The 26,929-nt window shown below is 63.0% G+C and carries 26 protein-coding genes and 1 pseudogene; 12 read left to right on the top strand and 15 right to left on the bottom strand.

The window, feature by feature from the left end:
• Window positions 1–33 precede the first annotated feature (33 nt).
• The 4 genes from U1E20_RS06700 to U1E20_RS06685 are packed head-to-tail and all read right to left on the bottom strand — an operon-like array spanning window position 34 to window position 2,919.
• Window positions 34–843, bottom strand: coding sequence for a DUF2182 domain-containing protein (locus tag U1E20_RS06700; protein WP_409979819.1), 810 nt, complete (start codon window positions 841–843; stop codon window positions 34–36).
• A complete protein-coding gene (locus U1E20_RS06695; RefSeq protein ID WP_409979818.1) occupies window positions 831–1,454 on the bottom strand; it encodes a DUF1326 domain-containing protein in 624 nt (207 codons plus the stop codon). The genes U1E20_RS06700 and U1E20_RS06695 overlap by 13 nt, the downstream gene beginning before the upstream one ends.
• A 33-nt stretch (window positions 1,455–1,487) precedes the next feature.
• Complete coding sequence (locus U1E20_RS06690; protein WP_409979817.1) at window positions 1,488–2,234, bottom strand: SDR family NAD(P)-dependent oxidoreductase; 747 nt, start codon at window positions 2,232–2,234, stop codon at window positions 1,488–1,490.
• Window positions 2,235–2,259: 25 nt separating this feature from the next.
• Window positions 2,260–2,919 carry a DUF938 domain-containing protein gene (locus U1E20_RS06685; RefSeq protein WP_409979816.1) on the bottom strand — a complete coding sequence of 220 codons (660 nt, stop codon included), beginning with the start codon at window positions 2,917–2,919 and terminating at the stop codon, window positions 2,260–2,262.
• Window positions 2,920–3,170: 251 nt separating this feature from the next.
• On the opposite strand from U1E20_RS06685, the gene U1E20_RS06680 reads away from it, so the two are divergent.
• Entirely contained in the window at window positions 3,171–4,136 is a 966-nt protein-coding gene (locus U1E20_RS06680; RefSeq protein WP_409979815.1) for a LysR family transcriptional regulator, read from the top strand.
• A gap of 115 nt (window positions 4,137–4,251) precedes the next feature.
• Here the strand turns inward: U1E20_RS06680 and U1E20_RS06675 are convergent, their stop codons facing one another.
• Both U1E20_RS06675 and U1E20_RS06670 read right to left on the bottom strand, forming a co-directional pair.
• Window positions 4,252–4,716: an SRPBCC domain-containing protein gene (locus U1E20_RS06675; protein ID WP_409979814.1), complete on the bottom strand. Its 465-nt coding sequence runs from the start codon at window positions 4,714–4,716 to the stop codon at window positions 4,252–4,254.
• Window positions 4,717–4,726: 10 nt separating this feature from the next.
• Window positions 4,727–5,050: an ArsR/SmtB family transcription factor gene (locus U1E20_RS06670; RefSeq protein ID WP_409979813.1), complete on the bottom strand. Its 324-nt coding sequence runs from the start codon at window positions 5,048–5,050 to the stop codon at window positions 4,727–4,729.
• A 212-nt stretch (window positions 5,051–5,262) separates the two neighbouring features.
• On the opposite strand from U1E20_RS06670, the pseudogene U1E20_RS06665 reads away from it, so the two are divergent.
• Window positions 5,263–6,021, top strand: a pseudogene (locus tag U1E20_RS06665) (IS5 family transposase).
• Window positions 6,022–6,035: 14 nt separating this feature from the next.
• Here the strand turns inward: U1E20_RS06665 and U1E20_RS06660 are convergent.
• Window positions 6,036–6,749 (bottom strand): MgtC/SapB family protein, encoded by a 714-nt coding sequence (locus U1E20_RS06660; protein ID WP_409979812.1) that lies wholly within the window; start codon window positions 6,747–6,749, stop codon window positions 6,036–6,038.
• Window positions 6,750–7,059: 310 nt separating this feature from the next.
• On the opposite strand from U1E20_RS06660, the gene U1E20_RS06655 reads away from it, so the two are divergent.
• Together U1E20_RS06655 and glpD are read left to right on the top strand one after the other, a co-directional pair.
• A complete protein-coding gene (locus tag U1E20_RS06655) occupies window positions 7,060–8,382 on the top strand; it encodes a DEAD/DEAH box helicase (protein ID WP_409979811.1) in 1,323 nt (440 codons plus the stop codon).
• 35 nt (window positions 8,383–8,417) lie between these two features.
• Entirely contained in the window at window positions 8,418–9,884 is a 1,467-nt protein-coding gene (gene glpD, locus U1E20_RS06650; protein ID WP_409979810.1) for a glycerol-3-phosphate dehydrogenase, read from the top strand.
• A gap of 145 nt (window positions 9,885–10,029) precedes the next feature.
• On the opposite strand, the gene U1E20_RS06645 is transcribed toward glpD, so the two are convergent.
• The gene (locus U1E20_RS06645) at window positions 10,030–11,769 is read right to left on the bottom strand and encodes an acyl-CoA dehydrogenase (RefSeq protein WP_409979809.1); all 1,740 of its coding nucleotides are present in this window, start codon (window positions 11,767–11,769) and stop codon (window positions 10,030–10,032) included.
• Window positions 11,770–11,915: 146 nt separating this feature from the next.
• Here U1E20_RS06645 and U1E20_RS06640 point away from each other — a divergent pair, with 146 nt between their 5' ends.
• The 5 genes from U1E20_RS06640 to U1E20_RS06620 all read left to right on the top strand — a co-directional run bounded on the left by U1E20_RS06640 (window position 11,916) and on the right by U1E20_RS06620 (window position 15,020).
• Window positions 11,916–12,140 (top strand): FmdB family zinc ribbon protein, encoded by a 225-nt coding sequence (locus tag U1E20_RS06640; protein ID WP_409979808.1) that lies wholly within the window; start codon window positions 11,916–11,918, stop codon window positions 12,138–12,140.
• Entirely contained in the window at window positions 12,137–13,012 is an 876-nt protein-coding gene (locus U1E20_RS06635) for an alpha/beta fold hydrolase (RefSeq protein WP_409979807.1), read from the top strand. Before U1E20_RS06640 ends, U1E20_RS06635 begins: the two co-directional genes overlap by 4 nt.
• 170 nt (window positions 13,013–13,182) lie before the next feature.
• A complete protein-coding gene (gene infC, locus U1E20_RS06630) occupies window positions 13,183–13,722 on the top strand; it encodes a translation initiation factor IF-3 (RefSeq protein ID WP_409980363.1) in 540 nt (179 codons plus the stop codon).
• Between the two features lie 170 nt (window positions 13,723–13,892).
• On the top strand, window positions 13,893–14,798 hold the full coding sequence (locus U1E20_RS06625) for a hypothetical protein (protein ID WP_409979806.1): 906 nt from the start codon (window positions 13,893–13,895) through the stop codon (window positions 14,796–14,798).
• 24 nt (window positions 14,799–14,822) lie between these two features.
• On the top strand, window positions 14,823–15,020 hold the full coding sequence (locus tag U1E20_RS06620) for a hypothetical protein (RefSeq protein WP_409979805.1): 198 nt from the start codon (window positions 14,823–14,825) through the stop codon (window positions 15,018–15,020).
• Window positions 15,021–15,041: 21 nt separating this feature from the next.
• Here U1E20_RS06620 and U1E20_RS06615 read toward each other — a convergent pair whose 3' ends face one another.
• The 6 genes from U1E20_RS06615 to U1E20_RS06590 form a co-directional block, all read right to left on the bottom strand.
• Entirely contained in the window at window positions 15,042–15,872 is an 831-nt protein-coding gene (locus U1E20_RS06615; RefSeq protein WP_409979804.1) for an ABC transporter permease, read from the bottom strand.
• The gene (locus U1E20_RS06610; protein ID WP_409979803.1) at window positions 15,869–16,615 is read right to left on the bottom strand and encodes an ABC transporter ATP-binding protein; all 747 of its coding nucleotides are present in this window, start codon (window positions 16,613–16,615) and stop codon (window positions 15,869–15,871) included. The genes U1E20_RS06615 and U1E20_RS06610 overlap by 4 nt, the downstream gene beginning before the upstream one ends.
• Window positions 16,616–16,715: 100 nt before the next feature.
• Window positions 16,716–17,657, bottom strand: coding sequence for a YVTN family beta-propeller repeat protein (locus U1E20_RS06605; RefSeq protein ID WP_409979802.1), 942 nt, complete (start codon window positions 17,655–17,657; stop codon window positions 16,716–16,718).
• 143 nt (window positions 17,658–17,800) lie between these two features.
• Window positions 17,801–18,979 (bottom strand): ABC transporter substrate-binding protein, encoded by a 1,179-nt coding sequence (locus tag U1E20_RS06600; RefSeq protein WP_409979801.1) that lies wholly within the window; start codon window positions 18,977–18,979, stop codon window positions 17,801–17,803.
• A 66-nt stretch (window positions 18,980–19,045) separates the two neighbouring features.
• Window positions 19,046–19,447 carry an EF-hand domain-containing protein gene (locus U1E20_RS06595; protein WP_409979800.1) on the bottom strand — a complete coding sequence of 134 codons (402 nt, stop codon included), beginning with the start codon at window positions 19,445–19,447 and terminating at the stop codon, window positions 19,046–19,048.
• A 71-nt stretch (window positions 19,448–19,518) separates the two neighbouring features.
• Complete coding sequence (locus U1E20_RS06590; protein WP_409979799.1) at window positions 19,519–20,250, bottom strand: DUF1614 domain-containing protein; 732 nt, start codon at window positions 20,248–20,250, stop codon at window positions 19,519–19,521.
• A gap of 239 nt (window positions 20,251–20,489) precedes the next feature.
• Here U1E20_RS06590 and U1E20_RS06585 point away from each other — a divergent pair, with 239 nt between their 5' ends.
• Together U1E20_RS06585 and U1E20_RS06580 are read left to right on the top strand one after the other, a co-directional pair.
• On the top strand, window positions 20,490–24,059 hold the full coding sequence (locus U1E20_RS06585; RefSeq protein ID WP_409979798.1) for a plasma-membrane proton-efflux P-type ATPase: 3,570 nt from the start codon (window positions 20,490–20,492) through the stop codon (window positions 24,057–24,059).
• A 352-nt stretch (window positions 24,060–24,411) separates the two neighbouring features.
• Complete coding sequence (locus U1E20_RS06580; RefSeq protein WP_409979797.1) at window positions 24,412–24,774, top strand: STAS/SEC14 domain-containing protein; 363 nt, start codon at window positions 24,412–24,414, stop codon at window positions 24,772–24,774.
• 5 nt (window positions 24,775–24,779) lie between these two features.
• On the opposite strand, the gene U1E20_RS06575 is transcribed toward U1E20_RS06580, so the two are convergent.
• The gene (locus U1E20_RS06575) at window positions 24,780–26,102 is read right to left on the bottom strand and encodes an ATP-binding protein (protein WP_409979796.1); all 1,323 of its coding nucleotides are present in this window, start codon (window positions 26,100–26,102) and stop codon (window positions 24,780–24,782) included.
• Between the two features lie 101 nt (window positions 26,103–26,203).
• On the opposite strand from U1E20_RS06575, the gene U1E20_RS06570 reads away from it, so the two are divergent.
• Window positions 26,204–26,824, top strand: a complete 621-nt coding sequence (locus U1E20_RS06570) for a response regulator transcription factor (RefSeq protein WP_409979795.1) — start codon at window positions 26,204–26,206, stop codon at window positions 26,822–26,824.
• Window positions 26,825–26,929: the final 105 nt, after the last annotated feature.

Genomic DNA, 26,929 nt, shown 5'->3' with positions numbered 1-26,929 from the left:
GGCTCAACATGAATGCTGCCAGCGAATCGGTCGTCATCCATGGAAGATCGGAAGCGCCTGAGGCTGGATGATGATCAACAGGCCGTAGGCGAAGATGATGACGCCCGCGGCCTGCGCCACGGCGGCGCCCCAGGGCAGGGTCTTCTCGGCGAAAACGATAGCCGACACCGTCGCAAGCGCGGCGACGTTCATCATGCCGAGCGGAAACATGATGGCGCAAAGCAGCCAGCAACAGCCAAGGCACCAGGCGCCGTGGATCGCGCCCATCTGCAAGGCGCCGAGCGTTCCTTCGCGCCAGGAGGTCATGATGAAGCTCATCGGCGTGTGGCACTTGGTCAGGCAGAGATCCTTTAACGGGGTAAGCTGATAGAGCCCCGCCGCGACGAGGATCAGACCGCCGATGCGCGCCGACGTCGGCGCCGATAGATCGAGACGCGTCGCGATCGACTCCGCGGCAAGCGCGCCAACATAGGCTGCGACGCCTGAAGCGACCCAGACGACAAGATATCCGGCGAGGAAGACCCATGTTCTGACGAAGGCCTGTCTTCGTTTGCGCCGTGCGCTCTGCGCCTTGTGGAAGGTGAGCGCCATCGGCGCGGCCGTCGGAAACATCATCGCAATTGTCATCGCCAGCCAGACGGCGAGGAAGAGCGGCGCGCCGAGACCCATGGACGGGGAAGCCATGCGGACGTCGGTCTCATGCGCGGCGCCCTGCCAGATCAGAACGAGCCAGGCCAGAAGCGACAAGGCGATCAGCGCCGCGAAGATCGCCTTGCGGTAAATGGCGATCGGGTCCGGACGGCTCAGTTCCATGCGCTCAGCGACGCCATTCAGTTCGACCATTCGATCGGCGCGTAATGACCGTTGCGGCCGGAGTTGTTCCAGTTCCAGCCGTGATCGTTGAAGCCGTTGCCCGCGCGCCCAACGCCGAAGGCGATTTTCTCCGGGGCGAGCGGATGCCCGGTCATGCCCCAGATTTCGCCGCTCGGATGCATGCTGGCGAGCGGGTCGACGGCGACGGAAAGCACGCCGGGAATTTCGACCAAGCGCGATTTGCCCTCGATCGCATAGCGGATCGGAGCCTTCTTGACGCCGAGATGCGCTCCGACGAGCGCCCCGAAGATCGCCATCGGTCCGCCTTCGTCGCCGCCGAAAATTGCTTCGAGAGCCTCCGTCTGCTTGTCGGTTGCGCGCTCGTCGATATAGGCGGCAAGCGTCCAGTCGCCCTCCGCCATGGGACCCGGCGCATGCGCCGCAAGCACGACGTTCAGCCCGTCCAGCACGACGTCGCCATAAATTCCCAGGTTGATGTGAAACGCCAGAATGTTGTCACAGCAACCTTGCGTCGGCGTCGCCATCATGGCCTTGGTCGAGACCAGGCAGGGACAGACGATGTCGCAACTGCAGTTCTCGAGATAGTCGCCGATAAGCCGCCATTTTGTTCGCGTCGGCATTTTCCGATGTCTCCGCCGCCGTTATGTACGGTCCTAGAAGGGTTCTTTGAAGGGCCTGAGGTCCATTTCGTGAGTCCAGGCGCTGCGTTTCTGACAGTGCAGCGCCCAATAGGCGTCGGCGATGTCGTCCACGGCAAGGACGCCGTCCGGGCCCTTGGAGCGCGCGTATTCGGCAAAATTCGTCGCCGCATATTCGCCGGCAATGACGCCGTCGATGATGATGTGTGCGACATGAACGCCCTTTGCGCCATACTCGCGGGCGAGGCCCTGGGCGACGGCGCGCAAGGCGGCTTTGGCGGCGGCGAAGGCAAGGAAGGGCGGACGCGCCCGCAAGGACGCCGTCGCGCCGGTGAAAAGGATCGTGCCCTGTCCGCGTTCGGAGAAGCGCAGGGCGGCTTCCCGGCCAACAATGAAGCCGCCGAGGGCGTTTTGTCGCCAAAGGCGCTCGAAGATTTCGGGCGTCGTGTCCCGAGCGGAAGCTGCGAAATTGTTCCCTACATTATAGGCGACGAGCTTGAGGTCGCCGTCGCGATCCGCTTCCTCGATAAGGGCGGCGACATCGGCTTCGCTTGTGGCGTCGGCGGGTTTGATCGAGACTGCGCCGGCCGTCGCGGCGATTTTCTCGGCGACGACCCGCAGCCGCTCCGGCGTGCGGCCGGCGATCGTGACTCGCAGACCTTCTCGCGCAAAACGCCGCGCCAGCGCCGCGCCGAGACCAGTCTCGGCGCCGACGCCAACGACGATTGCGGCGCCCTCATTCAACGTCGGCTCTTGTGTCATCGCGCATCAACTCTCTTGGCCGCCCTCATGCGCGCCCAAAGAGAAGAATGAAGTTGTTCGCCGGCATGTCCACGATTCTCTTAAGCGCGATATTGTGCGGCTTGGCGGCGCGTTCGAGATCGCGCACGTCCTTGAGGCCCCATTCGGCGACCTTGGGGGCGAGTATTTCCTGATCGAAGGCGGCGTTCGACTCAGTCGTATATTTGCCGTCGACCTTGAAGGGCCCATAGATTGCGACAAACCCATCCTTGGTCAATACGCGGTCAGCGACTTGAGCGATGCCGTCGCAGATCGACGCTGGCGCGACCTGGAAAAGGTTGACGACGAAAATGACGTCGAAGAGCCGATCGCTGGCGCTGGGCCAGCTCTCGGGCGCCGTCAGATCGATCTTAATGGGATCGAGGATGTTCTTGGCGCCAGCTTCGGCGCGCTTCTTTTTGATCGAGTCGAACACCTCGACGTTATAGTCGGATGGCTGGAAAGACAGAGTCGGGAAATTCGGAGCGAAATAGCTTATGTGGTTGCCGGCGCCGCTCGCAAGTTCGAGCACATTTCCGCTTTTCGGAAAAATCTCCTTGAATACTGCCAGGATGGGATCCCGGTTTCGATTCCCCGCCCATGCGACATAGGGGCTTAGCGGATGCGGATCGATCTGCGGACGGTCTGCAGGCACATTGACGGACATGGCGGCCCTCCTCAGCTTTCCTTAAACGCTTGCGTCGCTCACCCGGCGGGGCGAAAGCGCCCTTAGGTGCATTGCGCGCGGTCTATTTTGGCTCTTTTCGTGAGCGAGCTCGCGCCGAAGAGCTTTATCGAACGCGGCCGACACGGTAAAATTCGAAAAATTCATGAGCCTATTCGGGAAATTAAAATCCCGGAAAAGCTGCAATGCGAGTGCTCGACCGCGGACGCCGCTCGCGATAGTCGGGCTGAGTCATGGTCAACCTCAGGTCTTTCGACCTCAATCTGTTGCTGGCGCTAAAAGCTCTTCTCGAAGAGAAAAACGTGTCGCGCGCCGCCGAAAAGCTATGCCTGAGCCAGCCCGCCATGAGTCATGTCTTGGGCAAGCTGCGCCGCCAACTCGACGATCCGATACTGGTGAAGTCGGCGTCGGGCATGGTTCCTACGGCGCGCGCGCTGGCGTTGCTGGAGCCGACGGTCGCGGTGCTTCGGGAGATTGAAAGGATCGTCGAGTCGCCGCCGAAGTTCGATCCGGCGACAAGCCGCCGGCGTTTCGTCATCGCCACAAGCGACTACGTCGTGTTCGCGGTGCTGCCGAAGCTTGCCGAGTCGATCATGCGCACCGCTCCCAACATAGAAGTGCATATTCGGCAGCCGATTGTCGGGCCGCCTCACATCGCGCTCGAGGAAGACAATATCGACGTAGCGATCGGCTTCGACGCCATCTTTGGCGCCACGCCGCATATCTGCTCGGACGCATTGATGGACGAGAGCATGGTTTGCCTGACAAGGCAGTGCAACGCCGCGGTCCCGGGCGATGAGATCACCCTCGCGCAATTTCTGGAATGCAAGCATATGCTGATATCATGGCGGGAAGTGGGGACGGGCCTCATCGACGACTGTCTCGCCAAGCAGGGACTGCGTAGAAACATATCCTTCATCCTACCGAATTTTTTGACGACCCCTTGGATTCTCGAGAGGACGGACTTGCTGCTCTGTCTGCCTCGGAGGATGGCCGATAAGTTCATAGAGCTCGCTCCGCTCAAAATCCTGCCGATCCCGATCGAGCTGCCTCACTACGAGTTGAGGATGCTCTGGCATCCGCGCCACGAGAAGGATCGCGCGCATATGTGGCTAAGAGAGCGCCTGCTTATAATTTGCCGCCGCGACAGCGACAAAAATGCGAAGGCCGAGGATGGGGCCATGGGACTGCTTCATTAGGCCGTGTGCTCATAAACGATAGCTGACCTATCTTCGCTTTCGGCGCAGCTACGAAGCCTATCAATCGACCGCGGAGGTCTGCGACGCGGACTAAGCTGTCATTCAATACCGTCGTTTAAGCTGTTTCCACTTCTGCGGCCAAGCGGTCAAGCAGCACTGACCAACCGCCTTCGTGTTCGGCCCGCATATTTCGGCCGTGGAACCACGCCACCTGCTCATGACAAGTAAGGCGTGTTTGTTCGCCCACTGCTCGAAATTCCGCCGTATGTTGCGAACAGGACATGGCGTTACCGCCTGCGACTGCGCGAACATGTGAGACCACCCGACTACAATCAACAATGTCAATAAACCTGGTTTCGAACTCGACCAATATTTGACCGTCCTTCGACATCCGGCTTTTTTCATAACCGCCTATCCGGAAATCGTGGCCATCATACTCGGCTGTAATTCCCTCCGGCGTCGGTTCCCAACGACGGCGTGCCTCATGATCCGTCCAAGCGGCGAACACGCGGGCAGGAGACGCTTTAAGAAGGCGTTCTGCCTTAATTGTATCGTGAACAATCGCGGGGATGTCTGACATGCGAAATTCCTCACTGTTGACGGTTGCGATCAAGATACGATTCAAGGGCATTCAGGCGCGATTCCCAGAGAGCGCGGCGGTCGGAAAACCAGTCTTCAATCCGGGCCATGGCTTTCGGATTGATCGCGCAAATTCGTATGCGTCCAACCTTTTTGCTCGTAATAACGCCAGAGCGCTCTAGGACGCTGAGATGTTTCATGAAGGGCGCCAACGCCATGTCAAAAGGCTTTGCAAGCTCACTGACCGTTGCGGCGCCCCTCAAGAGTCGCTCGACGACGGCCAACCGCGTCGGGTCTGCGAGGGCACGGAACTGCGCGTGCAATTGATTACCCATTTGGATAAGTTAGATCCAAATGTATGGTCCCGTCAACAACATTTATCCAAAAAGCTAAGTGTTTCATCAAACACTTCAACGCCGATTTCAATGCGGGCCACGGGCGCGGAACAGTCGGTTCGCCAAAATCAAATCACCGATTCTCGAGGCATAGTGGACATTGAACTTTGGCATGTCGACGTGATCCAACTCGAAAAAAAGGAGCCTGGAAGATTCGACACGCCCTTAGCGACGCCGAATGGCGGATGATTTGTCGGATCCTTCCCTGTAAGCCGGGAGGCGTCCCGAGTGCGGATGACAGGCGAGCGCTCAACGGCATCTTTTTAGTCTTGAAGTCAGGCGCGCCTTGGCGTGATCCGCCAGCGCATTACGGCCCCTACACGACCTGCTACAACCGGTTTGTTCGGTGGCGTCGGGCAGGCGTCTGGGACCGCATACTGATTGCCAGCTCGCATCGAGATAACTTCGACGTTCAAATGATCGATGGCACGATTGTGCGCGCCCAACATGCGACCTGTATCAAGCACGGGGCTAGCGAACAGCTTGGCCGCTCCCGGGGCAGGCTGACGACCAAGATTCATGCCATAGTCGATTCGAACGGTCTGCCGCTGCGTGTTGCTATCACGGGCGGTCAGCAGCATGACGGTTTGGCGGCGCGTGCACTTCTTGATGGCTTGCCAAGCGGCGGAATGGTTCTCGCCGACAAGGCTTACGACTCAGCCGAGATCAGAACGTTTGTGAATTCACGCGGAAGTTGGGCGAACATCCCGCCTCGACGGAACCGGCCTGATCCAATCTGCTTCAGCCCCTATCTCTACCGTAATCGAAATTTGGTCGAAAGGTTCTTCAACCGTATTAAGAACGGTCGCCGCATTGCAACGCGCTAAGAGAAACGCGCCGCTAACTTCCTAGTCTTCGTCAAGCTCTCAGCCATCCGTCTATGGCTGCGGGTTTACGAATCCACGTCTTAGAGCGAAACATCTATTCAGTCGCTGGTGCGAGACGACCAGGTCGCATGGGAGACGCCGTCGAGGCGGGCGAGGGATTCGACCACGGCGTCGAGCTGTTCGCTGGTGGCGCTCGACGTCGCCAGCGTCGCGATGATTTCGACGTCGTCTTCGCGCTCATGTTCGGCGACTTCCTGAATGGGGTAGGCGGCGGCCTCCAGCCTTTCGATCATCTGGTCGCGAATGGCGTCGCGCCGCGTTTCGCTCGTCGCGACGCGGACCTCATAGACCGCCTCGGTCGCACTCTCGTCGATCGGCGCGCGTTCGATGAGATGCACCAGCGGCCGGAGGAATGTATTGCCCGCAAGAATGAACGCCGTCAGCAAGACGGCTTCCGCCGGCCGGTCGGCGCCGGCGAAACCGCCCATCACCGCCGAGCACCATATGGTCGCGGCGGTGTTCAGCCCGCGGATGTTCATGCCCTCCTTGAGGATGACGCCGGCGCCGAGAAACCCGACGCCCGACGCGACATAAGCAAGGACCTGGGTCGCGCCCTGATTGCCCATCAGCCGCATGCCGAGATCGACGAAGGCCGAGGCGCCGAGCGCGACCAGCGCATTGGTGCGCAGCCCGGCGGTGCGCTGGCGATATTGCCGCTCGGCGCCGATCGCGGTGCCGAGAGCGAGCGCCACGGTGAGCGAGACGAAGGTGTTGAGAATTTCCGCGCCGTCGAAATTTGCGATTGCGTTCATAGCGCCTGGTCCATCGGCATTTCGCTTTCGGGCTTATAGTCGGACCGACGAGGGCTGTCGCGCCTAACGCCGACCTCGCGGTTTTGTTTTGACCGCAGCCCATTGCTCCTGTATGAAGGCTGCGCTGCGTCGCAGCATGAGGCGCTCCAGCCGCGTAGGGTCGATCTTTCGTCGACGAGCTGTCGAGCGCCCCCTCTTCCCATACCGACGGTCCGTTACGCGGGACCCGAACTCCTTTTTGGCCCTGGGCCGGCGCGATTCACGCGTCCGGTTCTCGCGGCTCGAATCGACAACTGAAAGCAACAACGAAGTGACCACATTCTCCGATCTCGGCCTGAACGAGATCCTGCTGCGCGCGCTTAACCGCGAAGGCTATGAAATTCCGACGCCGGTCCAGGCGCAATCGATCCCCGCGCTTTTGCAGGGACGTGATCTTCTTGGCGTCGCCCAGACCGGCACCGGCAAGACAGCGGCTTTCGCTCTGCCGATCCTGCATCGGCTGCTCGAAGACCGGCGCCGTCCGGCGCCGAACACGGCGCGCGCGCTGGTTCTCGCGCCGACGCGCGAACTCGCCACCCAGATCGCCGACAGTTTCCGCGCTTACGGCCAGTTTTTTCGTCCGAGCGTCGGCGTCATCGTCGGCGGCGTGTCGCATCGTCCGCAGATCGATATGCTGGCGCGCGGGCTTGACGTGCTGGTGGCGACGCCGGGCCGGCTCCTCGACCATATCGGCAGCGGCAGGCTGAAACTCTCCGCGACCGAGGCGCTGGTGCTCGACGAAGCCGATCATATGCTCGATCTTGGATTCATCGTGCCGATCCGCCAGATCGTCGCGAAACTGCCGAAGCGCCGCCAGACGCTGCTGTTCTCTGCGACCATGCCGCGCGAAATCGCGGCGCTCGCCGACGATATGCTGCATGAGCCGGCGAAGGTTTCCGTCACCCCGGCGGCGACCACCGCCGAGCGCGTCGAACAGCATGTCTATCTCGTCGCCAGCGGCGCCAAGCGTGACCTGCTGGTGGAATTGCTGGGCGATCGCGACATTGCGCGCGCCATCGTGTTCACCCGCACCAAGCGCGGCGCCGATCGCGTCGCGCAGCATCTCGAAAGCGCCGGCGTCGGCGCCGACGCGATTCACGGCAACAAGAGCCAGAGTCAGCGTCTGCGCGCGCTCGATGGATTTCGCAAGGGTCGCACGCGGGTGCTGGTCGCGACCGACATCGCCGCGCGCGGCATTGATGTCGACGGCGTGACTCATGTGGTCAATTACGAATTGCCGGAAGTCGCCGAAGCCTATGTGCATCGCATCGGCCGCACCGCGCGGGCCGGCGCGACGGGCAGGGCGATTTCGCTCTGCGACAATGGCGAGCGCCCGCTGCTGCGCGCGATCGAGAAACTGACCCGCCAGACGCTTGAATTCACCGACCGGCGCGGCGCTGATGCGCGGGAGGATGACGCCGCGCCGCCGCGCCGTCAGCCCAACCGGGCGCCCGCGCCGCATCGAAACGGCGCGCAGCATCCGCGCCGCGACGGCCAGCGTCCCGCGGCGAAGCGATCCGGCGCGCCGAACGGCCAGAAGCGGCGCGCCAATGGCGGCGCGCGCCATAAGCAGGCGGGCCGTCCGCAAGCGTAGCGCTATAGTCAAGGCGTCTCGAATCGAGTGACGCCATGATCTATGACCTTCTCATCGTCGGCGGCGGAATCAACGGTTGCGCGATCGCCCGCGACGCGGCGGGGCGCGGCCTGTCGGTGAGGCTCGTCGAGCAGGGCGATCTCGCGCAGGGCACGTCTTCGGCATCGACGAAGCTTATTCACGGCGGCCTGCGTTATCTCGAACTCTATGAATTTCGCCTCGTGCATGAGGCGCTCGCCGAGCGCGAATTGCTGCTCGGCGCCGCGCCGCATGTCATCTGGCCCTTAAAGTTCGTTCTTCCTTACGAGAAGGGGCTGCGGCCGGTCTGGCTGCTGCGTCTCGGACTTTTCCTTTACGACCATCTCGCGCGCCGCAAGCGGCTTGAAGGCTCGCATACGGTGCGGCTTGCCGGCGACGCGCTCGGCGCGCCATTGCGCGAGACGTACCGCGTTGGCTTCACTTACGCCGATTGCTGGGTGGATGATTCTCGCCTGGTCGTGCTGAACGCGCGCGACGCGGTGGAGCGCGGCGCGGCGATCAGCGTCGGCGCGAAGCTCATTCGCGCTGAACGTCACGGCGAGTATTGGCGGGCGACGCTTGCTGGCGGCGAGACGATCGACGCGCGCGCGCTCGTCAACGCCGCGGGGCCCTGGGTGTCGCAGGTGATCGAAGACGCGCTGCGCATTCCTTCGCGTAAACATGTGCGTCTGGTGAAGGGGTCGCATCTCGTGCTGCGCAAGCTTTTTGAGGGCGCGCAGGCCTATATTCTGCAGAACCCCGACGGCCGCATTGTCTTCGCCATTCCCTATGAGCGCGACTTCACGCTCGTCGGCACGACGGACGTTGCTTATGACGGTCTGCCCGGCGCTGTCGCGATCAGCGAGGAAGAGACGGATTATCTGCTCGCTTCGCTCAATCATTTTCTGCGTCAGCCGGCGACGCGCGACGACATCGTCTGGAGCTACGCCGGCCTGCGGCCGCTTTATGACGACGGTTCGCTCAAAGCGTCGGTGGTGACGCGCGATTACGCCTTCGATCTCGATGCGCCAGAAGACGCCGCGCCTTCGCTCTCGATTTTCGGCGGCAAGATCACCACGGCGCGCCGCCTCGCCGAACATGCGCTCGATGAACTCGCAAGCTTTCTTCCGGCGCATGGTGGCGCCTGGACGGCGGGCGCCGTCTTTCCCGGCGGCGACATGCCGCAAGGCTTCGATCAATTTCTCGATGATCTCAAACGCGACAGGCCGTTTCTCGGCGATGAGCTGACGCTGCGTCTCGCGCGCGCTTACGGAACGCGCGTCTTTCAAATATTGAACGACGCGCGTTCGCTCGACGATCTCGGCCGTGACTTTGGTTGCGGGCTGAGCGAAGCGGAGATCGCCTATCTGCGCGAACAGGAATGGGCGCGCACAGCCGACGACATTCTCTGGCGCCGCTCAAAACTCGGCCTGCATGTGAGCGATGCACAGCAGCAGGCATTGCGCGCGTTCGTCGGCGCCTGACGATTTCTCTCGCGTCATGGCCGCGCTTGTCGCGGCCATCCACGCATCGCCGCCACGGTCCATTGACGATTATTCGGCTAGGTCGTGGCGTGGATGGCCGGCACGAGGCCGGCCATGACGTCGTTGGACCGCGCCCGGAGTTTCCTTATTCCCCAAGCGCCGCATGCGACTCGTTTACCGACGCCGCGCCGTCGATCACCGTCTTCGCCAGCCCCGGCGCGGCGACCGCGAAATGGTCGGCGAAGAAGCGGGTGAGCGCGGCGTAGCGGGCTGCGTTGGGATTATTCTCTTTCATCGCAGTTTTGGCACCTTTCGCCTGCAGCGTGGCGCCGCGCGCCAGCGCGAAGAGCCGCAGATAGGGCGTCGCGCCGGCGAGCGCGGTAGTCGCGTCGGCCTTCGTCAGAAATTCGCTTGCCTGCGCCAGCGCTTCGACAGACTCGCGCAACGCCTCCTGCGAGAGCTCAGCTTCGCGTGCGATGGCGCGCATGTCCTCGATCTCGGCGGCGAGCGCCGCGCCGTCGCTGTCGCGGATTTTGCGCGTGACGAGATCGATCGCCTGAATGCCGTTGGCGCCTTCGTAGATCGCGCAGATGCGCGCGTCGCGCATGAGCTGCGCGACGCCGGTCTCTTCGATATAGCCCATGCCGCCGAAGACCTGAATGGCGAGCGACGTCGCCTCATTGGCGATATCGGTCGAAAACGCCTTGGCGATGGGCGTGAGCAGGCTGGCGCGCGCATGCGCCGCCGCTGCGCGCGCGGCATCGCTATCGCGGCGCGCGCGATCGATGGACGCGGCGGTTTCGTAGCAGATCGCCCGCGCGGCGGCCGTCGAACTCGCCATCGTCAGCAACATGCGTGCGACGTCGGGATGTTCGATGATCGCGCTCGTCTCCTTGGCGCCCGGCGCGTGGCCCTGTTTGCGCTCGCGCGCGTAGGCAAACGCCATCTGCGTCGCGCGCTCGGCAAGCGCCACGCCTTGCAGCCCGACGGCGAGGCGGGCGTTGTTCATCATCGTGAACATGCAGGCGAGGCCCTTGTTCTCCGCGCCGAGGAGAAAAGCGACGGCGCCGCCCTCATCTCCATAGATCATCGTGCAGGTCGGCGAGCCGCGGATTCCGAGCTTGTGTTCGATCCCGGCGCAGCGCACATCGTTGCGCCGCGTGAAGGCGCCCGCCTCGTCGGGCAGGAATTTCGGCGCGAGAAACAGCGAGATGCCGCGCGTGCCCGCCGGGGCGTCGGGCAGACGCGCGAGCACGAGATGCACGATATTGGGCGCGAGATCATGCTCGCCGTAGGTGATGAAAATCTTCTGGCCAAAGAGGCGGTAGGAGCCGTCGCCGGCGCGTTCGGCGCGGGTGCGCATCAAGCCGAGATCGGAGCCGGCGCCGGTCTCGGTCAGATTCATCGTCGCGGTCCATTCGCCGCTGACGATCCTGCGCAGATAGGTTTCCTTCAGGGCATCGCTCGCATGCGCCTCGATCGCCTCGATCGCGCCATGGCCGAGCAGTGGACAGACGGCGAAGGCCATGTTGGCCGCGTTCCAAATCTCGGTGCAGCCGGCGTTGAGCAGGGCAGGGAGGTCGAGTCCGCCATAATCCGCGCCGGCCGCGATGGCGTTCCAGCCGCCGTCCTTCCAAAGAGCATAGGCCTCTCGCCAGCCGGGCGGCGTCGTCACCGCGCCATTGGCGTAGGACGCGCCGACGCGATCGCCGATCTTGTCGAGCGGCAGCAGAATTTCTTCGGCGAATTTCGCCGCCTCGGTCAGCGTCTGCTCGGCGACCCCGTCGGCGAGATCGCTATAGGCGCCGCCGGGCTCGATCGCGCCTTCGCCGGCCGCGAGGCGAAGCGCGAAGAGAATGTCGTCGAGCGGCGCGCGGTATGTCATCCGAATGTCCCTGATACGAATTAATGGACCGGTTCTAGCGCGCCGCCTGAAAGGCAGGGCCCGTCTCGCTTCCCCGACACGCCTTGCGCCGGGCGAGCGGTCCGGTAAAATCGCTTATCCATCCGACGAGCCGCCTGAGAGGGCTAATGCCGCTTTTCGCCTATCGCTGCAATGATTGCGCGCATGAATTCGAGACCCTGTCGCGTTTTGACGAAACGCCGGAATGCCCGGCCTGTGGCGGCGCCCAAGTCGAGCGCCAGCTCTCCTTGATCGCGCGTCCCGCCGCGGGCGGAGAGTCCGGTGAAAGCTGCGCGGCCATGATGGGCGGTGCGCCCTGTCCGAGTTGCCCGGCGCTCGCGGGACAGATGTGACGTCGGCGGCGACCCTTCTCGGGGCGCGTCGCATCATCGTTCCAGCCAACGGCATTGAATTCGAGGTTTTCGAAGCTGGCGCGGGCGACCGTCTGGCGCTCCTGCTGCATGGCTTTCCCCAGCACGCCATCATGTGGCGCCACCTCGTGGGTCCGCTCGCCGCGGCGGGATTTCGCGTCTGGGCGGTCAATCAGCGCGGCTATGGCGCGACCACGCGCCCCGCGCAAAAAGACGCCTATTCGCTCGAGGCGCTGACGGCCGACGTCGCCGGATTAATCGACGCCGCGCGTCCCGCTTCGGTCGCGCTCATCGGCCATGATTGGGGCGGCTTCATCGCCTGGGTCGTCGCGATACGCCGGCTGCGTCGGATCGACGCGCTGGTGTTCTTAAATATTCCGCATCCTCTTTGCTTTCGGCGGGCGCTCGAACAGAAATGGCGGCAGAAGCTCAAATCCGCCTATGCCGCCTTTTTTCAGCTGCCCTGGTTGCCCGACCGGCTGTTATCGGCGCGCGGCGGCGCCTTCGCGGAGTGGCTGATGCGATGGTCGGCGGGCCGCGAAAGCATCTTCTCGAAAGACGCGATGGCGATCTATCGCGCCAATGTCGCTTCGCCCGGCGCGGCGACGGCGATGCTCAACTGGTATCGCGCCGCGGGGCGCGAGATTCTCGAAGCCGAGGACCTCGATTCGCCGATCGATTCGCCGACGCTGGTCGTCTGGGGGCTTCGCGACGCGGCGCTCGGCGAATCCTGCCTTGAGGGCGTCGAGCGTTACGTGCGCGATCTCAAGATCGAACTTCTGCCGGGCGTCTCGCACTGGACTCCGGAAGACGCGCCGAAAGAGGTTAACGCGCTGATTTTGGGTTTTGTCTAACAATATTCGACGCTCGCTGCGCAAAAAGCGGCGTCGGGGAGCCTCGAAAGGTTGACTTGGCGCGCTGGCGTGGGAATCTGTCCCATGGTCCCGGACCTGCGAGTCCGGCGGTCGCTGTTTTGCGCCTATGGCTCTGCGGCCGGCTATTGGCCAAGAGAAGGAGATGATCCATTCGCCGTCCACAGAAGAGCGTCGCAGCCCCCCAGAAGGAAGGGCCGCGCATCAATCGGGAAATTCGCGCGCGAGAAGTGCAGCTAATCGATTCCGAGGGGAAAAATCACGGCGTCATCCAATTGCCGGAGGCGCTGGCCATGGCCGAGGGCGCGGGCCTTGATCTCGTCGAGATCGCGCCAAATTCCACTCCCCCCGTCTGCAAAATTCTTGATTACGGGCGTTTCCGCTTCGCCGAGCAGAAGAAGGCCGCCGAGGCGCGTAAAAAGCAAAAGGTCGTCGAGGTTAAGGAAATCAAGCTTCGGCCCGGCATCGACGACCACGACTATGACGTGAAAATGAAAGCGGTGCGTCGCTTCTTCGAAGAAGGCGACAAGGTCAAGGTCACCCTTCGCTTTCGCGGTCGCGAAATCGCGCATCAGGACATCGGCTATCGGCTGCTGTCGCGCGTGAAGGCGGAAACGGCCACGCTGGCCAAGGTCGAACTCGAGCCGTCCATGGAAGGACGGCAGATGGTGATGGTGCTCGCGCCTCGATAGCGCGCGCCTCGCCGCTCGATCACGCTGCATTTTGGCGGAATCGCCAAAATGCAGATAACATGATTGATTTCAAAAGTATCGAGCGCGCTATGCGCGAAAGGCCGGTTCCCACTTTTTCGTAACGCGCTCTAGGGCAGGGGCCGGGCCGCGGCCGGGGGATGGCGAACGCCATGTTTGAATCAGGGTTTCGGACTTTGGCGGCGCGCCGCGCCCGCATGTTCGGCGCGGCGGCGCTCATTGCCGCCGGCGTCGCTTCCGCCAGAGCGCAGCTGGTGCTCCCCGGAGCGGTTGCGCCGAGCCCGGAGGGGACGGTCGCCGGCGGCGCGAAGAAAAAGGACGTCGGCGGCGAGATGGGCGCGGCGGCAGGCCCGGCGATCATGCCGAAGGCGCCCGCCGAAGACGCCATCGTCGGAAAATCGCTCAAGCGCGACGGCGAGGGGAGCGCCATCGAATTCTCCCGCGCCGGCGCCGAACTGCAGGTCGCGAAACTCACGCTCGTCGGCGATGACTTGCGGCGCTCGGGCGAAGCCTGCCGGGTCGAGGTCGCCGGCATGCCGCTGAAACTCACGTCGCGCGAGAGCGACACAGGACTGCGTCGCTATCAGATCGCCTTTCCCGCCTGTCCCTTTACCTTCAGCGTTCTCGACGGCGCGATCCTTGTCACCAATGAGGGCAAGGCCTGCGAATTGAAGGAGGCGGGCTGCCGCGCCGATCCGGAAGGGCTGTGGGGCATGGGCGCCGACGAAATCGACCCCAAGAAGGGCGCAGAAATGCTTGGCGCCCGCGCCCGCGTGGAGAAGACCGTCCGCAACACGTTTCGCGAACTCTACGACCGCAACAAGAAGGAAAAGCCGATCCGCAACTATCTCGTCAAGGAGCAGGCGGGCTTCTCCTCCTGGCGCGAGGAAGTCTGCCGCTCCTATGCGCGCGAACCGGATTTCGGCTATTGCGCCCTGCGACTGACCGAGGCGCGGGCGATCGCGCTCGGCGCCCAGCTCGCCTCCGGCGTCAAGCTGCCGCCGGGAGTCGCCGAGGAGATCGCGGCCGAGAACGCCAAGAAGGATGTGAAGAAATAGGCGCGAGCGGAAACGGAGGGCGCGATGTCGAGATTGGCCGTGACGACGATCTTTCTGGCGATGCTTTTCTGGCCGCATGCCGTTACGGCCAGCGCCTGGACCGAAGGGCAGGCCGAGTGGTTTAAACATGGCGCGCGGCACGGGCGCTGGGACTGCTACGGCAATTGTCCCGAAGGCCGCGCCCATCGCGAAGGGCGGCGCCACTATTATCGCCAGCGTTGATGCCGAGAGCGCCAGCGCTCCTCAGCCGCCTTTTCGCATCAACATGCCGCGCGCCGGGTCATAAGCGAGGATCGCGGCGATGAGGAACGCGCTCGTATAGGCGGCGACAACCGCAAGCGACGTCCAGGCGACTTTTTCGTAAAAGGCGAAACGGATCAGTTCGACCGCGTGGCTGAACGGATTCACCTCGCAGACGTAATAGAGCCAGGGGCTCGACTCTTTCACGCGCCACAGCGGATAGAGCGCGGAAGAGGCGAAGAACATCGGAAAGATCACGAAGTTCATTACGCCGGCGAAATTCTCGAGCTGTTTGATCAGCGAGGAGAGCAGCATGCCGAGCGCGCCGAGCATCAGCCCGCTGAGCGCGAGCGCCGGCAGCACGGTGAGATAACCCCATTTCGTCGGCGGCTCGATCTCCCAGAAATAGGCGATCAGCAGGAAGGCGTAGACCTGCAGAATCGAGATGGCGACGCCGGCGAGAAGCTTGGAGCCTAGCAGAAACCATCGCGGGAAAGGCGAGACGAGCAGGGTTCGCATATTGCCCATCTCGCGGTCATAGACCATCGAGAGCGATGATTGCATGCCGTTGAAGAGCTGGATCATCGCCATGAGGCCCGGCGCGATATAGACCTCATAGAGCACATAGGTTTCGTAAGGCGGGATGATCGATACGCCGAGCACCTGCCGAAATCCAGCCGCGAAGATGAAGAGCCAGACAAGGGGGCGCACCAGCGCCGAGACGAAGCGTTCGCGCTGATGCAGAAAGCGCAGGCCCTCGCGCCAGACGACGCCCGAGAGGCAGATGAGATATTGGCGAGGGGTAAAGCCCTTGGGCGCGGCGAATTCGCTCATGCCGAAAGCTTCTCCTCGCCAGCGCCGGTAATGCGCGTGAAGGCGTCGCTAATATTCGCGGCGCCGCGCTCGGCGACGATCGTCCGCGCATTGTCGGCCGCGAGCACTTTGCCGTGATGCAGGATGACCACCTGATCGTCGTCGGCGATCTCGTCGATGAGATGCGTCGCCCATAACACGCCGAGCCCTTCGTCGCGCACAAGGCCCCGCACAAGCGCGAGAAGATCGGCGCGCGCCTTGATGTCGAGTCCGACCGTCGGTTCGTCGAGCAGCACCAGTCGCGGATCATGCAACAAAGCGCGGGCGATTTCGACGCGGCGCATCTGTCCGCCGGACAGGGCGCGCGCCTTGTCCTTCGCGCGATCGGCGAGCCCCGCCCGCGCCAGCGCCGCCTGTGCGAGGCGATGCGCCTCGATCGGGCCGATGCCATGCAGCGCCGCGTGGTAGATGAGATTCTGCATCACGCTCAATTCGAGATCGAGCGTGCGCGCCTGAAAGACGACGCCGAGCCGGCGCAGCGCGGCGCCCGGTTCGCGCATGACATTATGGCCGAAAATATCGATCTCGCCGTGGCGCGCCGCGTAAAGCCGCGTGATCAGCGAGAACAGCGTGCTCTTGCCGGCGCCGTTGAGGCCAAGAAGCACGGTGAAACTGCCCGGCGGCACGCAGAAGCTCACGTCTTCGAGCGCCTGGCGCGCGCCATAGGAATGGCTGACGTTTCTGATCGCAAGCGCGGGGGTCATTGCGGCGCTCGCGTCATCGCGAGCGAAGCGAAGCAATCCAGAATCGCGCGCGCCGTTCTGGATTGCTTCGTCGCTGACGCTGCTCGCAATGACGTTGTCCTCATTGCGGCGCCACGACGACGCCCCAGGGGAAGGCGCCGACAGGAATCGACTTCACCACTTTCAGCGATGCGACGTCGATCACCGATACGTCGTTGGAGACGCCATTGGCGGTGAGCAGATATTTTTCGTCGGGCGTGAAGGCGAGATGCCAGACGCGCTGGCCGACCAGCAGATATTTTTCGATTTTCTTGGTTTCGGCGTCGATCACCGCGACGCGATTGGCGGGCCCGAGCGCCACGAAGGCGCGTTTTCCGTCGCGCGTGATGGAAATGCCGATCGGCTGAATCGCTTCCTTCGACATCGCCGGAATGTCAAAACTGATCTTCTGCTTCAACTCGCGCTTTACCGGGTCGATGATCGCGACCGTCCCCCCGACTTCCGACGACACCCAAAGCTCGGAGCCGTCCTTCTTGAACTCGGCGAAACGCGGCCTGCCGTCGACGAGAATATTGGCGACGATCTCTTTCGACTGCGTGTCGATGAGATGCGCCATATTGGTGGTCTCCGACGTGTTGACGAGCAGCCTGCCGTCGGGACTGACCGCCATGCCCTCGGGTTCGACGCCGACCGGAATGTCGCCGATCATCTCCTTCTTCTTCACGTCGATGAGCGTGACGAGATTGTCGTTTTCGTTCGAGACATAGATGATATTGCCGTCGGGACTGAGGGCCAGAAGTTCGGGATCAGGTCCCGACGGCAGCTTGCCGGTGATTTTCAGAGTCTTCGTGTCGAGCACCTGAATCGCGTCGTCGTCGCCGGCGCAGATGTAGAGTTCCGAGCCATCTTTGTTGAGTTCGATGCCGCGCGGTCGCCGGCCGACTTTGACCGTCGCCGTCGCTTCGAGCTTCTCAGTGTCGATGATCGTGATGGAATTGCCCTTCTCGTTGCTGACATAGGCCTTATAGGCGTGGGCGGGCGTGATCAGCATCGCGAACAGCATCGCGACGCCGAGCCCCCTCCCTCTCCCTCCCCCGTTTCGCGGGAGAGAGGACGCCAATGATCGGCGTTTCGCGAAAAGAAAGAAAAGGCCGAATCCGCTCCCTCTCCCGCGCCAGCGGGGGAGGGTTGGGGAGGGGGCTGTCGTCACTTCAATCTGCATTTCGTCTCCGGCTGGTCGAGACCCAGCGTGTCGAGTTCGCTGACTTGATGGAGGAAGCCTTCCTGCGGCGAAACCGAGACGACCATCCGTCCGTCCGACAGCAGGATCGGCTGGCGCAATTGCAGATTCCATGGCCGCAGCGTCAACCGCACGCCCTTAAAGGCAGCGATGGAGAATTCCTTGCCGAGCATATAAAGGCGCAGCGTCTCGGGATCGTTTGAAGCGGCGCGCGTCGCGGCTTCGCCGATCATCCGCATGGCGAGCCAAGCGGCATTGTCGCGGGCGTTCATCAAACGCCGGAACGTTTGGATGAAGCGGTTCTGCAATTGCAGCGCGCCCCATTGCTCATGCGCCGGATCCCAATTCGTCGGCATCAGACCGGCCGAGCCGGCGACGGGTCGCGGATCCCAGCTGCGATAGGGAAGATAGTTGGCGAAGACTTGGCTCTCGTCGGCGGCGATGAGCGCGTCATAGGCGGGCGCGTTCTGGGTCAGCACGGGAATCTGCCGCTGCGTCTGCACCGAGCCTGAGTCGCTGCGCCGCCCGCCGCCGGTGTCTTCATAGACTCGCTCTTCGACGATTTTCGCGCCGAATTTCCTGGCGCTGTTGCGCAAGGCCTGCGCCAGGAGCTCGTCCTTCGGATGCGATCCTTTGAAGAGCAGCCAGCGTCGCCATTGCTTCCAGACGAGATATTGCGCCAGACCGTCGGCGAGCATCGAACGCGTCGGCGCCACATGGACGACATTGGCGCGGCAGTCTTCCTCGCGCAGCCTGTCGTCCGGCGCGGAGACATTGAAAAGTAGCGCGCCCTTCGCTTTGGCGCGCTCGGCGGCTGCGAGCAGGCGCTCGAGCGAGAGATCGGCGATGATGAACAGCGCGCCCTTGTCGATCAGCGCGTCGAGAGCCACGACGGCATCGTCGCCTTCCTCGAGTCTGGCGTCGATCGCCTCAAAACTTTGGTTGGTGAACTTGCCCGTCGTATTGTTGTCGGCGACGCCGAGCAGGACGCCGGCGAGCGTGTCGTCGGCGGCCGGTATGTCGAGTATTGAGAGGGTCTCGCGCGAATGCGTTTCGCGCAGAACGCCGACTTTGAGATTGAGCGTTTCCGCCGCGACCGGCGCGGCGAGCAGCAGCAAACAGAAGGCGGCGACCAAGCTTTTCATCTCGCCTAAATGGCCGCTTTGGCGCGCGGGATCAAGTTGCTCGGCGCTCCCTGGCGCCCTCGCCAATCACCTCGTCATGCGCAGCAGCGCCTTGCCCTTCTTGGAGGCAAGCTCCTTGGCGTCGAGCGTGCCGTCGCTGTCGGGGTCCGCGTCCTTGAACATGCCGGCGACGAGCGCGAGAAATTCCTCCTTCGACAGCGTGCCGTCATTGTCAGGGTCTGCCGTATTGAAATCCTTCTTGGAGACGCGGCCCTTCATCTCCTTGAGGTCGACGGTCCCGTCCGCGTCGTTCTCGAGACGGGTAAACAGGTCGCTGGCGGATTTGTTGATCTCGTTGAGATCGACTGTGCCGTCATTGTCGGCGTCCAGCGCGGCGACCGGGCCGGCCGCCTTCGCGAGCGCCGATGTCGCCGGCGACGCCAAGACTCCGGCGAGCGCCAGCGCGACGAGCAGCAATGCTTTGTTCATTGGCGACTCCTTTGAATAAGTCTATCGGGAAGAATATAACGCGGGCGTCGTCGAACCGGCTAGAGCCGAACTTAAGGCGGCGCGTGCGACACGCCGGAAGGCTTCCGGCGCAACGGCAGGCTCGCGATCAGCACCGCAAGAATGCCGGTGACGAATATGCCGTCAAAAGTTCCCGCGCCGCCAAGCGACGCGATCGGCGTCCCGATCGCTCGCATCTTGTCGAGATTGAGCAGATCCGCGCCGATGAGCGTGCCCAGGCTGCCGCTGACATAGGCGACCGGCGCCGCATGGTCGCGCGACAGCAAGAGCGCCAGCGCCGCCGAAACCAGCGGCGGCGCGACGATCGGAACGCCGACGCCGACGCCGGGCACGATTCGCGCCAGGAGATGGACGACCAGAGCGACGATCGCCGTCGCCGCTGCGCCGACAATCCAGATACGGTTGCGGGCGAGCAGATAGATCGACAGGAAAAACGGAATCACGGCGCCGCCGACATTGACCGCCAGTATCATGCCCGGCCAATCGACGACCTTGGGAACGACATAGCGCCTCCCGAAAAAGTCGATCACTTCCTGCGGCACGACGCGCTCGCCGGAAAAATGCGCGATCGGTATATTGACGTAGCTGCCGAGAAGCGAAGCCAGCAACATAAGCGTCGCGGATTTAGAGCTAAGGCCGATGCGGCCATAGGCGTAGCTGAGGACGCCGATCTGGATCAGCACGAAGAGCGCCAGCAGCGCGCCCAGCAAGAGCGCATAGACGATCGGCGGCAGAGGAAGATAATGAAGATGTTGCGAGTACACGCGTCGCCCTTGGATTCGTCAACCGTTAAGCGGCATATAGCGGAAGAGCGACGCGGGTCGAGTTGACGCGCATCAAAGAGGCGAAAGACTGGCGAGCCGAACGGAAGGCTTGGACCAGACGCGAGCGCGGCCCAAGGATGCATCCTTGCGCGTCGTTCACAAGAGCACGGCTTGAGCATGCCCTAACGGTCGTTGAGAAGTTGTAGTCGTGTAGCTTGGTCGTTCGATTGGAGCGCAAAATGCTGATGGACCCTGCGAGTCGCAGCGACCTGAATGTCACGCCGCAAGACCTTGCGACCAATCCTGTGGAAGGCCTGACGCGGGACGAGGCGACGCGCAGATTGTCGCGCTTCGGCGAGAATAGGCTGGCCGAAAGCCGCGAAGGCCTGTTCTCGCGCCTCCTCCGCTTCTTCTGGGGTCCAATTCCCTGGATGATTGAAATCGCGGCGATCCTGTCGGCGGTGGTGAGGCATTGGGCGGACCTGGCGATTATCCTGCTGATGCTTGTCGTGAACGCCGCCGTCGGCTTTTGGCAGGAGTTCAAGGCGGACAATGCGATCGCGCTGCTCAAGCGGCGCCTAGCGCTAAAAGCGCGCGTGCTGCGCGACGGCCAATGGACGGAGACGCCGGCAAGTCAGCTTGTGCCCGGCGACATTGTCAAGATTGCGTTGGGCGCGGTCATTCCTGCCGACGTTCGGCTGATCGACGGCGAATATCTCAGCGTCGACCAGGCGGCGCTGACCGGCGAGTCGCTGCCGGTCGACAAGAAAGTCGGAGACGTCGCCTATTCGGGTTCGATCGCCAAGCTCGGCGAAATGACGGCGCTCGTGACCTCGACCGGAATGCACACCTATTTCGGCCGAACGGCGCGGCTTGTGCAGCAGGCGAGGACCGTCTCACATTTTCAGCGCGCCGTGCTGAAAATCGGCAACTTCCTCATTCTCTCGACGATGGGGCTCGTGGCGGTCATCGTCGTCGTCGGGCTGTTCCGTCACGATCCGTTGATCAAGACGGCGCAATTCGCGCTTATTCTCGCCGTCGCCTCCATACCTGTGGCGTTGCCCGCGGTGCTGTCGGTGACGATGGCCGTCGGCGCCGAGCAGCTGGCGAAACTCAAGGCCATCGTCTCCCGTCTGGTCGCGATCGAAGAACTCGCGGGAATGGACATATTGTGCTCGGACAAAACCGGCACCCTGACGAAGAATGAATTAACGCTCGGCGATCCGCAGCCGGCGCAAGGCGTCGATGCGCGCGAATTGGTTCTGGTCGCAGCGCTCGCGTCCGAACGCGAGGCGCCGGACGCGATCGATGCCGCGATTCTCGCCGCGGCGCCTGAAGACATGCAGCGCTATCGTCTCAAGGCGTTCCATCCGTTCGATCCGGTCAGCAAGCGAACCGAGGCCGAATTGACGCTGGACGACGCGCCCATTCGCGTCGCAAAAGGCGCGCCGCAGGTGATTTTCTCACTTTGCGAGATGCCGGAGGACGCAAAGCGGGTCGCCTCGGCCGAGGTCGACGCCGACGCCGCGAAGGGCTTTCGCACGCTCGGCGTCGCGCGCGCGGAGGAGAATGGCGCGTGGCGATTTTTCGGCCTGCTGCCGCTGTTCGATCCGCCCCGCGATGACTCCGCCCAGACGATCGCAGACACGCGCGCGATGGGCGTCGACATCAAGATGGTTACTGGCGATCACGAAGCGATCGCGCGCGAAATCGCGGGAAAACTGCAGCTCGGTCAGAACATCGTCGTCGCCGACAAGGTTTTCCGCGGCGAGGCGGCGAGCGTGAGGTTGCCGGCGATTCTTGCGGCCGACGGATTCGCCCGAGTCTTTCCAGAGCATAAATTCGCCATCGTCGAAACCTTGCAAAAGGCCGGCCGCATCGTCGGCATGACCGGGGATGGCGTTAACGATGCGCCGGCGTTGAAGCAGGCCGACGTCGGCATCGCGGTCAGCGGCGCGACGGACGCGGCCCGCGCCGCGGCCGATCTGGTGTTGACGGCGCCGGGCTTGTCGGTGATCACGACGGCGATCGGTGAAGCGCGCCGCATCTTCGAGCGCATGACCAGCTATGCGATCTATCGCATCGCCGAGACGATCCGAGTCTTGTTGTTCATCGCCGCGAGCATTCTCGTCTTCAATTTTTATCCGGTGACGGCGGTGATGGTCGTCCTGCTGGCGCTGCTCAATGACATACCGATCATGATGATCGCCTATGACAATGCGCCGGTGGCGGAAAAGCCGGTGCGCTGGGACATGGCGCGCGTTCTGACGATCGCTTCGGTTCTCGGCGTTTACGGCGTTATCGCAAGTTTCGGACTGTTCTGGATCGTGCGCGACTATCTGATGCTTCCCGAGCCGACCGTCCAAGCGCTCATATTTTTGAAGTTGCTCGTGTCCGGCCATATGACGATCTATCTCACGCGCAATAAGGGCCCGATCTGGGAGCGTCCCTGGCCGAGTTGGAAGCTCGTCGTTCCCTGCGAGGCGACGCAGCTCATTGGCACGCTTGTGGTTGTCTATGGCCTGTTCATGGAGCCGACCGGCTGGCGGCTCGCGGCGCTGGTATGGGCCTATTCGCTGACGATATTTCTCGGCGCCAGCGCGGTCAAGCTCGCCGCCTATCGACTGATGGAACATCGACTGCTCGAACAGGCGCGCCATCTCGCGCGCGTCGAACTCTCTTTCGTCGGCCGGCCCGCAGAGGCGTCAGTTTCGACAATGCTGCTTGGACTCGTGGCGGCGACGGCGATCGGCTTTGGCGCCTATTGGGCGGTGGAGCGGATAGAAGCGCCGCCGACTTATCGCACGGCGGAGATCACGCGGGGCGCCGTCACGCGGACGATCGAAGCGACGGGCGTGGTCGAGCCGACGCAAATGGCGGCGATCTCGGCGCGCGTTCCTGGAATCGTCGAGAGCGTGTCGTGCGACGTGGATATGGCCGTCCAGCCAGGAACGGTTTGCGCCAGGCTCAATCCCCGTCGCTACGCCGAAGCAGTCGCGGCCGCCTCGGCCAATCTTATTCAAGCCCAGGCCAAACTCGCCAGAAATGAGATCGCGATGGCAAAGACGAGAGTCGCGTTCGATGCCGCACAACGCAGAAGAGGGCGCCATCCCTTATCTCGTCGTCAGCGCATCGCTCGCAAGGCGGCGTATGATGCGGCGCAATCGCAAGTCGTTCTTGATCGAGCGGCGATTGACGATCAGGAAGCGCTACTGCGCGCCGCCAGGATCGATCTTGCCGCTACCGAGCTCATAGCGCCTTCGTCCGGCATCATCGTCGCGCGGAATATTGCTGTCGGACAAAGAGTGACTGCGACCGCCGATTCCGCCGCTCTATTCACCATTGCCAGCGAGACGGCGGAAATGCGCGCCGAGGCTCACGCGCCGGCGCGCGATATGGGGGAAATCAAGGTCGGCGACAAGGCGTCCGTCTACGTCGAGAATTTTCCCGGCCGCGCTTTCGAGGCTTCGATCTCAAAGCTGCGCCTAACTCGGACGACCCAAGACGCCGTGATCTATGACATCGCTCTTGATGTCGATAATTCGCAGATGGCGCTCAGGCCGGGAATGTCGGCGAGCGCGAAAATCATTGTGGCGCGCCGCACGGACGCGCTGAGAGTTCCGGATGAGGCGTTGAGCTTTTCGCCGCGCGGCGCGTCGCCTGTTCCAGAAGGAAAAGCCCGAGTCTGGGCGTTGCGGGAGGGAAGTCCAGAGCCGGTTCCGCTTACCCTCGGCCTGGATGACGGCGAGTATTCGGAAATTCTCTCAGGCGCCGTGGCGCCAGGAGATCAGGTCATCGTCGGCGACTAGCGCGCGCTTTCCACGCGCGTCGCTTACGATCGCCGCTCGACAAAATTTCAGGCGCCGTCTTCAAATCATTCGCGGAAGCGCGAACTGCTACGAATTCCAGCTGATCGGTTCGCTTGGGCTGTGTCATTCCCGGCAGGCCGAAAGCCTGACCGGGAATCCAGGGCCAGTCCAAGAACGCTGGTTTTGCACTGGATTCCCGATCGCGCTGCGCGCGTCGGGAATGACAGCCGAGCACATCAAAGGGATTACGTATGGCGCAATGTCCAGGGTTCTCGAGAGCGGAAAGTGTAAGGGTCAAGGCTTGCGCTCAGCGGCCATATATTCTCGCGCTCTTCATTTAGGGAGAACGCCGGTGATCGAGCGGCTGCCGAATTTCCCCGAGAATGTCGTTGCCATTCTCTGCAGCGGTCGCGTGACCAAGGCGGATTATGACTCCGTCCTGGTTCCGGCGGTCGAGAATGCGCTCAAGAAACATGAGAAGGTCAGAGTCTATTATGAGATTGCGCCCGACTTCTCGGGAATCGATCCCGGCGCAATGTTGGAAGATTTCAAGGTTGGGATGGAACATCTTTCCCGCTGGGAGCGAATCGCGCTGGTTGCCGACGTCGAGTGGATCAAGCACACGATGCAGCTTTTCAGCTTCATTACGCCTGGCGAGATGAGGCTGTTTCCAAGATCGCAAGCCGACGACGCGCGCGCCTGGATTTCAGCCTAACGAGGCTATTCAACGCCCTCGCGCAAAGGCAGCGATGCGGCAAGCCGCGCGCCGCCTTGCGGGTCGTTGGTCAGCGTGAGCGCGCCGCCAAGCGCGCCGACTCTTTCACTCATCCCGCGCAAGCCGAGGCCGCCGCTCGACGATGGATCGCGCGTCGCGTCGAGACCGGCGCCATTGTCGCGGACGACGATATGCAACGCGCCCTTTGCCCGCGCGACGCTCACCTCGACCTCTTCGGCGCCTGAATGCCGCAGCGCATTGGCGAGTCCTTCCTGCACGATGCGATAGGCGGTGAGCGCTATTCCTTCTTCGAGGTCGCCGGACGCGCCATCGAGCGAAAGCGCGATGGCGACGCCGGGGTTCGCCTCGCGCCAACCCTGCGCCAGCGCCTGCAAGGCGTCGGCGAGTCCCATCTCTTCGAGCGCGGCGGGCCGCAACCGCCCGAGAATGCGCCGGTTGACCTGCTGCAAAGCGGCGATCTGCGCATCGATGCGCGCGCAATCTTCGGCGAGACGCGCCGGCTCGGCGCCGGGCGCGGCGGCGCGGCGCGCTAATGCGCCGACGCCGGCGCGGACAGTGAACAGGAAGGGACCGATCTCGTCATGCAAATCGCGCGCGATGTCCTTGCGCTCTTCGTCCTGCACATGGATCATCCGCCGCACCAGCCGGCGATTTTCTTCATCGAGCTGCTGCAGCGTCGCGGCCAGCGCGTTGATCCGCTCGGCGATGACGACGAATTCCGGCGAGCCGTCGGCGGGAACGCGCAGAGAATGTTCTCCGCGCTCCAGACGCTGCAGGCCATCGGCGAGAGTCGCGACGGGGCGCAGCGTTCGGGACACGGCGAGCGAAACCAGCCCAAAGGCGGCGGCCGCGATGCCGGCGCCGCCGATCGTCAGCCAGACGATTTCCTGCCAAATCTCGGCGATTTCATCGGCGGGATTGGGGGAGATCAGGATCGCGCCATGGCCGGTCTCGATCCGCATTACGGCGGCGTTCGGCAGCACGAGACGGGCAAACCACCGCGGCGCGCGATCGACATCGTCCTTCGCTGGCGTCGTCTCTCCAGCGAGCGTAACGTTGATATGGCGCAGCCGCCGCACGTCGGCGAGAAGTCGCGCGATCTCGGCCTGTGGATCCGGCGCCGCTTCGAGTCGCGGCAGAGTGGCTTCGACAAGTTCGCGCGCCAGTCGCGTCGCGCCGTCGGCCTCGGCGCGAACCCGCGCGCCGGCATGCAGGACAAGCAGGCCGACGCCGAGCGCCAATCCCAGCGCAAGCACGGCGCCGAGCAGCAGCGACAGGCGAAGGCGCAGGGAGAGCCTTCGAAACATGGCCCTGTCTCTAGAGAAGCGCGCGACTTTACGAAAGGCCTTAATGCCGTCAATGTCCTGCCGCCGGTTCAGCAGATTGGGGCAGTGGAGCCAATTCGAATATGCGCGTTCTCATCGTCGACGACCATCCGATCATCGTTTCCGGCTGCGCGGCGATGCTCGCCGGCGAGGGCGACATCGAGGTCGTCGACGCGCGCGACGCGGAGACTGGCCTTGCCGCCTTCACGGCGGAAAAGCCCGACGTAACGGTTGTCGATATCGGGCTTCCGGGCGTTTCCGGCTTCGAACTGACGCGGCGGATTCTGGAATCCGATCCTGCCGCGCGCATCGTCATTTTCAGCATGAATGACGATCCGATCTTCGCGGCGCGGGCGATCCAGATGGGCGCCAAGGCATATGTGACGAAGAACGACGACCCCTATCTCCTGCTGACGGCAGTGCGCGAGGTCGCGTCAGGCGGCGTTTTTCTCATGCCGAAAATCGCCAACCGGCTCGCATTCGAAAAAAGCGGCGCGGCGGCCAGCCCGCTCTCGGCGCTGACTGCGCGAGAATTGGAGATTTTACGGCTGCTCGGACGCGGGCTCGGCATGGCGGAGATCGCCGAGGCGACGAAGGTCTCCTACAAGACGATCGCCAACAGCTGCTCGATCATGAAGCGAAAGCTCGGCGCCCGCACGCCGATGGAGCTGATGCGCATCGCGCTTGAGCACAGGCTGACGTGAGCGCGCGCATTCACCCGGGGAAGGTCGGCGCGAAGCGCCGGGATGGGGTGGAGCGACATCGCAAATCTTTGTGGCGGCGCGGTCCGCTTTTGAGGGATTCATCCG

This window comes from Methylocystis sp. (genome assembly GCF_046349115.1).
Classification (GTDB): Bacteria; Pseudomonadota; Alphaproteobacteria; order Rhizobiales; family Beijerinckiaceae; genus Methylocystis.
Note: the sequence above shows the minus strand (reverse complement) of the source record. Positions and strands in the feature narration are given on the sequence as shown.